This window comes from Streptomyces sp. NPDC006134 (genome assembly GCF_040628835.1).
Lineage (GTDB): Bacteria > Actinomycetota > Actinomycetes > Streptomycetales > Streptomycetaceae > Streptomyces.
The window spans coordinates 106,137-118,285 of sequence record NZ_JBEXTV010000021.1 but is presented as its reverse complement, the minus strand read 5'-3'; the positions used below and the strand labels follow the sequence as shown (position 1 = coordinate 118,285).

At 73.7% G+C, this 12,149-nt stretch carries 11 protein-coding genes and 1 pseudogene; 9 read left to right on the top strand and 3 right to left on the bottom strand.

Annotation, left to right across the window (positions count from 1 at the left end; translation table 11 throughout):
* Positions 1 to 121: 121 nt before the first annotated feature.
* Positions 122 to 313 (bottom strand): antitoxin, encoded by a 192-nt coding sequence (locus tag ABZ340_RS16515; RefSeq protein ID WP_358782473.1) that lies wholly within the window; start codon positions 311 to 313, stop codon positions 122 to 124.
* Positions 314 to 663: 350 nt separating this feature from the next.
* Here ABZ340_RS16515 and ABZ340_RS16510 point away from each other — a divergent pair, with 350 nt between their 5' ends.
* Positions 664 to 1,437, top strand: coding sequence for an HNH endonuclease family protein (locus ABZ340_RS16510; protein ID WP_358782472.1), 774 nt, complete (start codon positions 664 to 666; stop codon positions 1,435 to 1,437).
* A 125-nt stretch (positions 1,438 to 1,562) separates the two neighbouring features.
* On the opposite strand, the gene ABZ340_RS16505 is transcribed toward ABZ340_RS16510, so the two are convergent.
* Positions 1,563 to 2,291, bottom strand: a complete 729-nt coding sequence (locus tag ABZ340_RS16505; protein WP_358782471.1) for a hypothetical protein — start codon at positions 2,289 to 2,291, stop codon at positions 1,563 to 1,565.
* A 302-nt stretch (positions 2,292 to 2,593) separates the two neighbouring features.
* On the opposite strand from ABZ340_RS16505, the gene ABZ340_RS16500 reads away from it, so the two are divergent.
* From ABZ340_RS16500 to ABZ340_RS16470, 7 genes and pseudogenes are all read left to right on the top strand, one after another.
* Positions 2,594 to 4,804, top strand: coding sequence for an N-6 DNA methylase (locus tag ABZ340_RS16500; protein WP_358782479.1), 2,211 nt, complete (start codon positions 2,594 to 2,596; stop codon positions 4,802 to 4,804).
* A gap of 286 nt (positions 4,805 to 5,090) precedes the next feature.
* Entirely contained in the window at positions 5,091 to 5,774 is a 684-nt protein-coding gene (locus ABZ340_RS16495) for a hypothetical protein (RefSeq protein WP_358782470.1), read from the top strand.
* Between the two features lie 23 nt (positions 5,775 to 5,797).
* Positions 5,798 to 7,315 carry a serine/threonine-protein kinase gene (locus ABZ340_RS16490; RefSeq protein ID WP_358782478.1) on the top strand — a complete coding sequence of 506 codons (1,518 nt, stop codon included), beginning with the start codon at positions 5,798 to 5,800 and terminating at the stop codon, positions 7,313 to 7,315.
* Positions 7,316 to 7,526: 211 nt separating this feature from the next.
* A complete protein-coding gene (locus ABZ340_RS16485) occupies positions 7,527 to 8,171 on the top strand; it encodes a SurA N-terminal domain-containing protein (protein WP_358782469.1) in 645 nt (214 codons plus the stop codon).
* Positions 8,172 to 8,344: 173 nt separating this feature from the next.
* On the top strand, positions 8,345 to 9,319 hold the full coding sequence (locus ABZ340_RS16480; RefSeq protein WP_358782468.1) for a nucleoside triphosphate pyrophosphohydrolase: 975 nt from the start codon (positions 8,345 to 8,347) through the stop codon (positions 9,317 to 9,319).
* Positions 9,320 to 9,403: 84 nt separating this feature from the next.
* Complete coding sequence (locus ABZ340_RS16475; RefSeq protein ID WP_358782467.1) at positions 9,404 to 10,810, top strand: cytochrome P450; 1,407 nt, start codon at positions 9,404 to 9,406, stop codon at positions 10,808 to 10,810.
* A 181-nt stretch (positions 10,811 to 10,991) separates the two neighbouring features.
* A pseudogene (locus ABZ340_RS16470) lies at positions 10,992 to 11,279 on the top strand (transglycosylase family protein); the annotation flags it as partial.
* On the opposite strand, the gene ABZ340_RS16465 reads toward ABZ340_RS16470, so the two are convergent.
* A complete protein-coding gene (locus ABZ340_RS16465) occupies positions 11,243 to 11,614 on the bottom strand; it encodes a hypothetical protein (protein ID WP_358782480.1) in 372 nt (123 codons plus the stop codon). The pseudogene ABZ340_RS16470 and the gene ABZ340_RS16465 overlap by 37 nt on opposite strands.
* Before the next feature lie 97 nt (positions 11,615 to 11,711).
* On the opposite strand from ABZ340_RS16465, the gene ABZ340_RS16460 reads away from it, so the two are divergent.
* A complete protein-coding gene (locus ABZ340_RS16460; protein ID WP_358782477.1) occupies positions 11,712 to 12,110 on the top strand; it encodes a LysM peptidoglycan-binding domain-containing protein in 399 nt (132 codons plus the stop codon).
* Positions 12,111 to 12,149: the final 39 nt, after the last annotated feature.

Sequence of the window (12,149 nt, the reverse complement as noted above, 5' to 3'; positions counted from 1 at the left end):
CAGGCGCCCCCCCGCGGGTATCCCATCTGGGACCCCGTGGGTCCCTGCGGGCGCCCCAAACCACCGGGCCCGCACGGGAAAACCGTGCGGGCCGCTTCGTGTCCTGTGTGGGTCTGGAGCCTTACGGCCGGTCGGGCCGGTCGGGCCGGTCGCGGCCCACGCCGTACCGTCCCTCGATCTTCTGCTGAGCGGTGTCGACCTGGTCCTCGTACTTGTGGCCGGTCCTGTCGTTGATCTGCTTCTCCGCAGCGTCGGACATGCCCTTGGCCTTGTCCGGCGACACCTTGTTCTTCAGCTTGTCGAAGATGCCCATGCGCGACTCCTTCCGGAGGTGGTCCACCACCGACGATACGCCGAATGGGGAGGAAATGACGATTTTGCCCCGATATGGTCTGGACCTCTCGGTCACCGCCGCGGGGGCGGGCGCACTGGGCCCGGCTGGCGCGGTGGGCGCGGTGGGTGTCATGGGTGCGGTGGGCGTGGTGGGCGCCGTGGGTGTCATGGGTGCGGTGGACGCGGCGGACGCGGTGGGCGTGGCGGATGCCGCGGTCGACTCGCCGGTGGCCCGGTGCGACACTCGTGTCATCTCTGCGCTTCGCCGGTTGATCGAGGCGTTTGCGCAGCTCGTGCGGGGAGTGGTGCGGTGTGCTCACGGAGAGGGACATGAGGCGCGGGAGCGCGGGGGGCGCGCGCTGCCTCCGCGCGGCGACGGTGCTGGCAGCCGCCGTGCTCCTCGTCTCGGGGTGTGAGGGGCTCGGCGGGGACGGCTCCTCGGCGGAGACCGGACCGGCCACGGCGGACGGGCGGGCGGTCAGTCCGCTCAGGAATCCGGACGGTACGAAGCCGGGGCTCGCGCCCGTGACGACGGACGCGGACAAGGCCACGGCCCGCAAGATCATCGAGGAGCTGTCCACGAAGGGGCGGGGCCCGAAGACGGGCTACGACAGGGACGAGTTCGGCTACGCGTGGATGGACACGGCCGACGGGGTGCCCCTGGCGAGGAACGGGTGCGACACCCGGAACGACCTCATCCGCCGCGACGGCCAGAACCTCCGCTTCCGGGCCGGCTCCGACTGCGTGGTCATCGCCATGACGCTGCACGACCCGTACACCGGGACGACCATCGAGTGGCGCAAGCAGCGGGCCTCCGAGGTGCAGATCGATCACGTGGTGCCGCTGTCCTACAGCTGGCAGATGGGTTCCTCCCGCTGGCCGGAGAGCAAGCGCGAGCAGCTCGCCAACGACGTGCTGAACCTGATCCCGGTCGAGGGGCGGGCCAACTCGGCCAAGGGTGATTCGGGCCCCGCCTCCTGGCTGCCGCCCGACCGGCGGATCAGGTGCGCCTACGCGGTCCGGTTCGCTCAGGTCGCCGTCAAGTACGAGCTGCCGGTCACCGCACCGGACAAGCAGGCGATGCTGCGCCAGTGCGGTGGCTGACGAGCGGTGCGGACGTCCCGGCGGGTGCGGGCCGGCGGGTGCGGGCCGGTGGGGTGCGGGCCGGCGGGGTGCGGGCCGGCGGGGTGCGGGTCGGCGGGGTGCGGGCCGGAGCCCGGCCGGGACGGTCAGCCGGTCTTCTTCCAGTCCTGGCAACCGGTCGTCTTGAAGTACCGGTCCGAGGCGCTGATCGTGACGACTGCCGTGCCGGACACGTTGTCGTTCGCGATGATCGAGTCGATCGAGTGCTCGGCGTCCTTGGCGCGCTCCCAGTAGCAGGAGTCGTCGGTGTTGCCCGTGGACTTGTACGTGCCCGGCGCGATGTCGGAGCCGACCCGGAACATGCCGCCGTCCCCGGCCATCTCCGCGGCGGGTGAGCCCTTCGCCTGCGGGTCGACGGCCTCCCAGTCGTTGCAGCCGCTCGACTTGAAGAGCTTGTCGGTGGGCTTGACGGTGACGTAACCGGTGCCGCTGACGTTGTCGTTGGCCAGCAGGGAGTCCAGCTCGCCGGAGGCGTCCTTGGCGCGCTCCCAGTAGCACATGCCGTCGGTGTTGCCGGTGGTGCGGTAGGTGCCCGGCTTGACGTCCGTGCCGACCTGGAAGTCCCCGTCCCCCTCGAACGCGGCCTCCTGTCCGGCGGCGGCCTGGCCCGCGTCCTTCTCGCCGCCGGACTGCCCGCCGGACTGCCCGCCGGAGTGCCCGCCGGACTGGTCACCGGACTGCCGGTGCGCGGACGCCGAGGTTCCCTTGCCGCCGGCCGAGCCGTCGGTGCCCCCGTCGCCGGCGTTCGCCGACACGGCGCCGATGACGGCGATCCCCACGACGGCGCCCAGCGCGAGCTTGCCCTTCATGCCCATGGCTGTGTCCCTCCCCGGTGTGGCAACCGCCGCTCGTCGACGGTTGCTGGTTCGCGAGGTCAATAAGAGCAGAGCCTGTGAATCGAGTCAACAGCGTTAACGGTCTTCTTCTCATACACGCTGTAAACGGCTGGCTTGCCCATGCGCCGGTATGCTCGACGCCACGGTGTGCTCGGGGCAGGGCACGGACACGGATGCAGGGGCGCGGGCGTGGACGTACTGGCGCGGATGGACGGGTGCGGGTGTACGGGCACGGGGCGGACGAGGGAGCGGGCCGGATGGTGGATCGGATGGCGGGTCGGATGCAGGACAACGCGACGGAAGTGACCGCGGCGGGGATCGCGCGGCTCGCCGGCGTCGGCCGCGCGGCCGTGAGCAACTGGCGCCGCCGCCACGCCGATTTCCCCAAGCCGGTCGGCGGCACCGAGACCAGCCCGTCCTTCGCCCTGGCCGACGTGGAGGCGTGGCTGCGCTGGCACGGCAAACTCGCCGAGGTGCCGCTGCGGGAACGCGTCTGGCAGCACGTGGCGGGCCACCCCGCGGGGCCGGTCACCGCGCTCACGCACGCCGGGTGCGTCCTGCTGCTGATCCACGAGCGCCCCACGGTGTGGCTGGAGGTGAGCGCCGGCTCCGACGAGCGGCTCGCGGCGATGCTGCCGGGAGCCCTGGAGCAGGTGTTCACACCCCGCTTCGGGGCGAGCGCGGACACCGGAACCGCCGCTGTGAACCGACCGCGGCCCGGAGCATCGGATTCCGCCGTTCACGGCCCCTCCGCCCTCGACGACCCTTCCACCCTCGGCGTCCCCATCACCCCCGGCGCCCCCTCCACCCCCGGCGCCCCCTCCACCCCCGGCGTCCCCACCGGACCGGAGCTCCTCCCCTCCGCCCCCCTCCTGCGCGGCGCCGCCGAGCTGGCCGCCGAGCTGGGAGCCCGGCAGACGTTCGAGTTCCTGCTCGGACGGCACCTGGACGCCAACCCCCGCCAGTACACGCTCACCCCCGCCGGCCTCGCCGACCTCATGGCCGCTCTCGCCGGACCCGCCCGCACCGTCCTCGATCCCGCCTGCGGCCCCGGCGCCCTGCTGTGCGCCGCCGCGGCCTCCGGCACCACCCCCGCGCACAGCTCCGCCCACGGCCCCGAACAAGCCGGCCAGGAGCTCTACGCCCAGGACAGCGCGCCCGACCTCGCCGCGCTCACCGCGCTCCGGCTCGCCCTGCACTCCCGCGCCACCGTCCACACCGCCGCCGGCGACACCCTGCGCGCCGACGCCCACCCGCACCTGCGCGCCGACGCGGTCCTGTGCCACCCGCCGTTCAACGAGCGCAACTGGGGGCACGACGAACTCGCCTACGACCCCCGCTGGGAGTACGGCTTCCCGGCCCGCACCGAGTCCGAGCTGGCCTGGGTGCAGCACGCGCTCGCCCGCCTGCGGGACGGCGGCACGGCCGTCGTCCTCATGCCCCCCGCCGCCGCCTCCCGCCGCTCCGGCCGCCGCATCCGCGCCGACCTGCTGCGCCGGGGGGCGCTGCGCGCCGTCGTCGCCCTGCCGGCCGGCGCGGCACCGCCGTACAACATCCCCCTCCACCTGTGGGTGCTGCGCCGCCCCGACAGGGCCCCCGCGCAGCCGGAGGTGCTGCTCGCCGACGCCGGGCAGTTCGCCGGCGAGGGGCGCGGCGGGCCGGACTGGCAGGGCGTGCGGGACGCCGTCCTCGACGCCTGGCGGACCTACGACCGCGCCGGCCGCCTCGCCGAACGGCCGGGCCTCGCCCGCTCCCTGCCCGTGATCGACCTCCTCGACGACGACGTCGACCTGGCCCCCGCCCGCCACCTGCCGCCCCCGGCGGCGGCCGATGGCGCCGAGCAGCTCGCCGACGTGCGCGAGCGCCTCGGCGAGACCTTGCGCCTGACCGCCGAGCTGACCCCGCCGCCCGCCGGAGCCGTCCCGTCCGCGCCCCGCTGGCCGCTCACCACCGTCGGCGAACTCGCCCGCGGCGGCGCGCTGGTGCTGCGCACCGGCGGAAACGGCGGCCACGCGCGCGTGCCCGTCCTCACCGACCACGACGTCCTCGCCGGAACCGGCCCCTCCGGAACGCTGCCCGAGAGCGACGAGGACCCGGTGCTGACCGAACCCGGCGACGTCGTCCTGCCGGTGCTGGGCGGCGGCGCGGTGGCGCGCGTGATCGACGAGACGACGAGCGGCGCCGCCCTGGGGCGCAACCTCGTCCTCCTGCGCCCCGACCCCGCCGCCCTCGACGCCTGGTTCCTCGCCGGTTTCCTGCGCGGCAGCGCCAACAACCGCCAGGCCAGCAGCTACGCCTCCACCGCCACCCGCCTGGACGCCCGCCGCCTGCACCTGCCCCGGCTCCCGCTCGCCGAACAACGCCGCTACGGCGCCCGGTTCCGCGCGCTGGACGAGTTCGAGCGGGCGCTGAAGCTCGCGGGCCGCCTCGGGGAACAGCTCGTACGGGGCATGTACGACGGCCTCACCGACGGCACGGTGACGCCCGGCTGACGGACCGTGGGCCGCGCCACCGGCGCGTTCCCGCGGTACCGCGTCCGGCGACGCCCGGGCCGGTGCCCGATCCGACGCCCGGGCCGGTGCCCGATCCGAAGCCCGGGCCGGCGCCCGCCGGTCCCGGCGCGGACGGGCGACGTGACCAGCACGACAACGGTTCGGTACAACCCGGGACCGGTTGTCCGTGTCGGCCTATACGCTCGAAGCGACCATCGCACGACCGGCCGGTGCCGTCCGAGCACCGGCCGCGCCCGTACGCCCACCTCAGGCACCAGGAGCAGCCATGCACGGCCACGGCTACACGCAGCCGGTGAAGCAGCCGCCCCCGACGGGGTGGCTGGTCTTCCTGCGCGTGCTGTTCGTGACCCTCGCGATCCTCAGCCTCGGTTTCCTCACCTGGGCGATGCTGCTGCGGCTGGCGATCGTGACCCGCAGGTCCCTCGACTGGGGCCTGTTCGTGGCCGTGCTGGCGACCGACGTCCTCAGCATCGTCCTGCTCGGCAGCGAGCCCGGCGACGAGATCCACACCGCCGGCGGGTGGACCGGCCTCGGCCTGCTGCTCGGCACCCTGGTGGCCGCGATCGCCTACTACCTCGCGGCGGACATACGCCACTTCTTCCAGCTCCGGTACGGCGGCCACCCGCCCCGGCCCGCACCGGCGTACGGCTACCCGCAGCCGCCGGCCCCGTACCTCGCCACACCCCCGGCCCCGGCCCCGATGCGGGCCGGCCCGATACCCACCCCCGCACCGCCCACCCCCGCACCGCCCACCCCCGCACCTCCCACCCCCGCACCCCCCACCTCCGTACCTCCCATGCCCACCCCTCCCACCCCCGCTCCCACCACCCTCCCCACCCCTCCGCCCCAGCGCCCCGCACCCGCCCGCATCGACCAAGTGCGTGCCGAACTCGACGAACTCAGCGACTACCTGCGCCGGCAGGACGGCGGCCACGAAGGCGGACGGTGACGGTGACAGTGGCGACGGGACGGATCGTCGCCGGCCGGTACGAGCTGGCGACGCTCATCGGCCAGGGCGGCATGGGACAGGTCTGGACGGCGTACGACCGGCGGCTCGACCGGCGCGTGGCGGTGAAGCTGCTGCGCCCCGACCGGGTGGCCGGCCAGGACGCGGACGAGCTGCGCCGCCGCTTCGTGCGCGAGTGCCGGGTGACCGCGCAGGTCGACCACCCCGGCCTGGTCACGGTGCACGACGCGGGCAGCGAGGGCGAGGAACTGTTCCTCGTCATGCAGTACGTCGACGGCGCCGACCTCTCCGACCACCTCGCCGAACACGACCCGTACCCGTGGCCGTGGGCGGTCGCGGTCGCGGCCCAGCTGTGCGCCGTACTCAGCGCCGTGCACGCCGTGCCGATCATCCACCGGGACCTGAAGCCCCGCAACGTGATGGTGAAGCAGGACGGCACGGTCACCGTCCTCGACCTCGGCGTCGCCTCCGTGATGGACGCGGACACCACCCGCCTCACCCACACCGGCACACCCATCGGCTCGCCCGCCTACATGGCCCCCGAGCAGGCGATGGGCGGCGCGGTCGGCCCGTACACCGACCTGTACGCGCTCGGCGTGCTGCTGCACGAACTGCTCAGCGGCGACGTGCCGTTCGCGGGCTCCACCGCGCTCGGCGTGCTGCACCGGCACCTGTACGAGCCGCCGCTGCCCGTGCGCCGCATCCGCCCCGAGGTCCCCGAGGCCCTCGAAACGCTGGTCCTGCGCCTGCTCGCCAAGGACCCGCAGCACCGCCCCGCCTCCGCGCAGGAGGTGTACGAGCACCTGGAACCCCTCCTGCCCGCGCGCGGCACCCCCGCCGGGGCACCCCTCGACCCCACCCGCCCCTTCCTGCGCCCGCACGCCCCTTGGCCCGACCGCGCCCGCACCCCCGCACCCCAGCCCGTCCCGGTCCCGCCGGTCGCCGAGAAGGCCGGGCAACCGGACGTCGCCCGGGCCGTCGACGAGGTCAAGCGCCTGCTCGGCGAGGGCCGCATCACCCAGGCCGTCGACATCCTCGGCGCGATCCTGCCCACCGCCGCCGAACAGCACGGCGAACGCTCGCCCGTGGTCCGCACCCTGCGCAAGCAGTACGCGGCCACCCTCATGGACGACGGCCAGTACCGGCGCGCACTGCCCGAACTGCGCCGCCTCGCCGACGAACGAGCCGCCGAGGCCGGCCAGGCCGACCCCCAGGCCCTGCGCTTCCGCCACGACGCCGCCCAGTGCCTGGAACAGCTCGGCGAACCGGCGGCGGCACTCGCCGAGTACCGGGCGCTGCTGCCGTACTACGAGAACCAGTACGTCGCCGCCGGCGACCCCGACCTCGCCCACGACGTCCGCCGCCGCATCGGCCACCTCCTGCTCGCCCTCGGCGACCGCGCCGCCGCCCACGACACCCTGGCCCGGCTCCTCCACGACGTCGAACACCTGCACGGGCCCGGGTATCCGCTCGCGGTGGAGATCCGGCGCACACTCCAGTGGCTGGGACAGGTACGCGGCTGACCGCCCCAGGCACCCGAGCACCTGGGCACCCGGCCACCCGGCCACCCGGCCACCCGGCCCGCCGGGCACTCGACCACTCGGGCGCCACGCGGCGGTGCCGTGCGCCCCGGTGAATCGTTGGTCGAATGGGTTGGCCAGAGCTTGGCCACTGCCTACCATCGATCACCGCAAGACCTTGTGCACCGCCGCACAATCCCCTCGGGAGGTCCCCTTGCACCGCCGCCGTCGCACCGCGCTCCTCCTCACCGCCGCGATCGCCGCGGCCCCCCTCCTCACCGCCTGCGGAAACGACGCGCACCCCGGCGCGGCGGCCGTCGTCGGCGGCCAGCGGATCACCGTCGCCCAGCTGGAGGACCGGGTCGACGAGGTGCGCGTCGCACAGCGCGCGGCCGTACCGGACGACGCCCGGTACGCGCAGGCCGTCGCCGGGACCGGCACCCTCGCCCGCACCACCCTCCAGGGCATGGTCCTGGACCGGGTGCTGCACCACGCCGCCCAGGACGCGGGCGTGACCGTCACCCCCAAGGAGGTCCAGCAGATGCGCACCGGCCTGGAACAGCAGGTCGGCGGTGCGAAGGCACTGGAGACGGCCTGGCTGGAGCAGTACGACATCCCGCCCGCGCGCCTCGACGAGAACCTCCGCCTCCAGCTCCAGGCCCAGAAACTCGCCGAGAAGCTCGGCACCGACACCCGCCGGCCCGAGTTCTGGAAGGCCCTGTCCGAGGCGTCCGAAGAACTCGACATCGACCTCAACCCGCGCTACGGCTCCTGGGACGTGGAGAAGAGCAGCCGCGTCGACGCGAAGACGCCGTGGCTGCGCGACGTGACGGCACAGGGCACGCAGCAGACGGCCTAGCCGCCCCACACGAGGACCGGCGCGCGGCCCGCACGGCGGACCGGCCGGCGCGCGACAGGGCGGTTCGGCTCTCCGCCCACCCTGTGGACGACCGGCGGGCCCCGCGGAAGCGGAAGCCCGGCCCCCTGTGGATAACTCGTGGACCCGTCGGCGGTGTGCGTTACGTTCGGAGCGTGAACGAAACCAGCCCCGAAACCGCCTCCGGCCCCGGCCGCATCATCCTGCTCACCACCAGCCACCGCGTCGCGCCCGGCCTGCTGTCCTGGCCCGCCTGGCAGGCGCTGCACGCCGCCGACCGCGTGCTGTGCGCGGACGGGGCGCACCCGCAGCTGCCATACCTGCGTGAGGCGGGAATAACCGTCGACGAGGCGTCCCCGACCGCCGGGGAACTGGTCGACGCCTGCGCCGGCGGGCACACGGTCGTGGTCGTGGCCACCGGCGAGGGCGAACCGGCCCTGACCGACGGCCTGGCCCGGCTCGCCGGTTCCGGCCGCGTGCACATGCCGGAGCTGGAGCTGCTGCCCGCCTCCTACGACCTGCCGGGCGCCCGCCTGCTCGACCTCGTGCAGGTCATGGACCGCATCCGCGCCGAGTGCCCCTGGTCCTCGCAGCAGACCCACAAAGGGCTGGCGAAGTACGGCATCGAGGAGGCGTACGAGCTGGTCGAGGCCATCGAGGACGGCGACCGCGAGGAACTGCGCGAGGAGCTCGGCGACGTCCTGCTCCAGGTCGTCTTCCACGCCCGGATCGCCGAGGAGGACCCGGACGCCCCCTTCTCCATCGACGACGTGGCCGGCGGCATCGTCGCCAAGCTGATCCACCGCCATCCGCACGTCTTCGGGGACGCCACGGCGACCACCCCCGAGGAGGTCAAGGAGCACTGGCTGCGCACCAAGGCGGTCGAGAAACAGCGCACCTCCGTCACGGAGGGCATCCCCCTGGGCCAGCCCGGCCTGGCCCTCGCGGCGAAGCTGGCGTCGCGGGTCCGCACGGCCGGGCTCGACGTGCCGCTCCCGCCCGCCGAGGGCATCGGCTACGAACTGCTCGCGCTGGCGGTCCGCGCCGAGGCGCAGGGCGTCGACCCGGAAGCGGCACTCAGGGCAGCCGCGCGGGCGTATCGCGACGCCATCCGGGAGGCCGAGGGCTGAGCTGTGCGGGGAGGGTGGGGCGGGGCGGGAGGGGAGGGGGAGGGAGGGGAGGGGGGGAGACCCCCTCCCGGATACCGTCAAGGAGTGACCGACCAGCCCAAGCCCGACAGCTCCACCCCGGCCCCCACCCCCACTCCCACCCCCGCGGCCCCGGCTCCCACCCCCACTCCCACTCCCGCGGCCCCGGCTCCCACCCCCACCCCCACTCCCACCCCCACCCCCGCCCCCACAGCCCCGGCCCCCACTCCGGAGCCCGCCCTCTTCACCTGGGAGTTCGCCGCCGACCCCTACCCCGCCTACGCCTGGCTGCGCGAACACGCCCCCGTGCACCGGACCACGCTGCCCAGCGGAGTCGAGGCCTGGCTGGTCACCCGTTACGCCGATGCCCGGCAGGCGCTCGCCGACAACCGTCTCTCCAAGAACCCGGCCCATCACGACGAGCCCGCCCACGCCAGGGGCAAGACCGGCATTCCCGGCGAGCGGAAGGCCGAACTGATGACGCACCTGCTCAACATCGACCCGCCGGACCACACCCGGCTGCGCCGTCTGGTGAGCAAGGCGTTCACGCCCCGCCGTGTCGCCGAGTTCGCGCCCCGCGTGCAGGAGCTCGCCGACGGGCTCATCGACCGGTTCGCGTCCACGGGGGAGGCCGACCTCATCCACGAGTTCGCCTTCCCGCTGCCCATCTACGCCATCTGCGACATGCTCGGCGTCCCCCGCGAGGACCAGGACGACTTCCGGGACTGGGCGGGCATGATGATCCGCCACCAGGGAGGGCCCCGGGGCGGGGTCGCCCGCTCGGTGAAGAAGATGCGCGGCTATCTCGCCGACCTCATCCACCGCAAGCGCGAGGCGCTGCCGCCCGAGCCCGGCCCCGGCGAGGACCTCATCTCCGGCCTCATCCGCGCCTCCGACCACGGCGAGCACCTCACCGAGAACGAGGCCGCGGCGATGGCGTTCATCCTCCTGTTCGCCGGTTTCGAGACCACCGTCAACCTCATCGGCAATGGCACATACGCCCTGCTCACCCACCCCGGGCAGCGCGCCCGCCTCCAGCGGTCCCTCGCCGCCGGCGAGCGCGGCCTGCTGGAGACCGGCGTCGAGGAACTCCTGCGCTATGACGGGCCGGTGGAACTGGCCACCTGGCGCTTCGCCACCGAGCCGCTCACCATCGGCGGGCAGGACATCGCCCCCGGCGACCCGGTGCTCGTCGTGCTGGCCGCCGCCGACCGGGACCCGGAGCGGTTCGCGGACCCGGACACCCTCGACCTCGCCCGCCGGGACAACCAGCACCTCGGGTACGGCCACGGCATCCATTACTGCCTGGGCGCCCCGCTCGCCCGGCTGGAGGGCCAGACCGCGCTCGCCACGCTCCTCACCCGCCTGCCGGATCTGCGTCTGGCCGCCGATCCGGCCGACCTGTGCTGGCGCGGCGGACTCATCATGCGGGGCCTGCGCACGCTGCCCGTGACGTTCACACCGGCTCCATGACCTCGCCCGGGAACAGAGCCGCCCTCACCAAAAGGTGACAGAAGTTCAGCTCTGTGATCTTCGTGTGATCTGCGCGGCATGAACTTGTGACAAGTGATCGTATGGCTATACGTTCACGGATCAGCGCGGCGCCGAGCGCCACCCGTCGCGCGGTCCCTGTTGTCTCGCGAAAGGTTTCCGCATGCTTTCCGGGAACGGTCGTCACCGCCGCCCCCGCCAGGCTCCGGCACTCGTGGTCGCCGCCGGAGTGACCGGCTCCGCCATCGCGATCCCCCTTCTCGGAGCCTCCGGTGCCAGTGCGGCCGACGGCGCGACCTGGGACCGGGTCGCCGAGTGCGAGACCGGCGGCGCCTGGAGCGAGAACAGCGGCAACGGGTACTACGGCGGTCTGCAGCTCACCCAGGACGACTGGGAGAAGTACGGCGGACTCGCCTATGCGTCCAGCGCCGACCAGGCCAGCCGTTCCCAGCAGATAAGAATCGCCGAGAAGGTCCTCGCGGCCCAGGGCATCACCGCCTGGCCGACCTGCGGCCTTCTCGCCGGCCTGAACGCGGGTTCGGGATCGGCCGCCACCGGCACCGCTCCGGCGGACGGGGCGTCGTCCGGACCGGATGCCACGAAGACACCTGAATCGCCCGAGTTGTCGGAGTCGTCCAGGTCCTCCAAGTCGACGGACCCCTCGGCGTCGCCGAAGTCGCCGAAGTCACCGGAGGCGTCCGGATCGTCCGGCTCATCCATATCGGCCAACCCGTCCGTGTCGCCGAGTAAGAGCGAAAGCTCCGGAACGTCCGGATCGTCCTCCATCTCGTCTCCGTCCGGCACGCCTGACGCTTCGTCGGGTGACCGGGAGGAATCGCCAAAGTCCGGCACATCGGCTGATTCCGGCTCGGGCTCCGGGTCCGTGTCGGCCCCCGGCGCCTCCCGGAACCCGGCCGCGCCCGAGCGTGACGCATCCGGCAACTCCGGACAGGAGGAGGCTGTTTCGGGCCTGACGGACACCGGCACCTCCGGCAACGGCCGCCATCGCGGCCCCAGCGCCGACGAGACCCCGGCCGACCGCCGCGACGGCACCTCCTCGGGCCGGCACGCCTCGCGCGGCGAGGGGTCGGCGCGCGATGTCGTCGACGGCTCCTACACCGTCCGCCACGGCGACAGTCTCTGGGCCATCGCCGACTCCCTTGACCTCAGCGGCGGATGGCAGGGGCTGTACGCCGAGAACAAGGAGACGGTCGGCGCCGACCCGGACCACATCCTTCCCGGTCAGAAGCTTGCGGTCGGTGACGAAACGGGCGAAAAGTAGCGGGAGTTCGCGTCAGGCTTCACCGCTAATGTCCCTTAT

Coding starts and splice junctions, on each gene's coding strand:
- ABZ340_RS16500 (WP_358782479.1), top strand. CDS start 2,594: ATGCAGGACAACGCGACGGAAGTGACCGCGGCGGGGATCGCGCGGCTC.
- ABZ340_RS16510 (WP_358782472.1), top strand. CDS start 664: ATGAGGCGCGGGAGCGCGGGGGGCGCGCGCTGCCTCCGCGCGGCGACG.
- ABZ340_RS16515 (WP_358782473.1), bottom strand. CDS start 313: ATGGGCATCTTCGACAAGCTGAAGAACAAGGTGTCGCCGGACAAGGCC.
- ABZ340_RS16505 (WP_358782471.1), bottom strand. CDS start 2,291: ATGGGCATGAAGGGCAAGCTCGCGCTGGGCGCCGTCGTGGGGATCGCC.
- ABZ340_RS16495 (WP_358782470.1), top strand. CDS start 5,091: ATGCACGGCCACGGCTACACGCAGCCGGTGAAGCAGCCGCCCCCGACG.
- ABZ340_RS16465 (WP_358782480.1), bottom strand. CDS start 11,614: ATGGAGGACGATCCGGACGTTCCGGAGCTTTCGCTCTTACTCGGCGAC.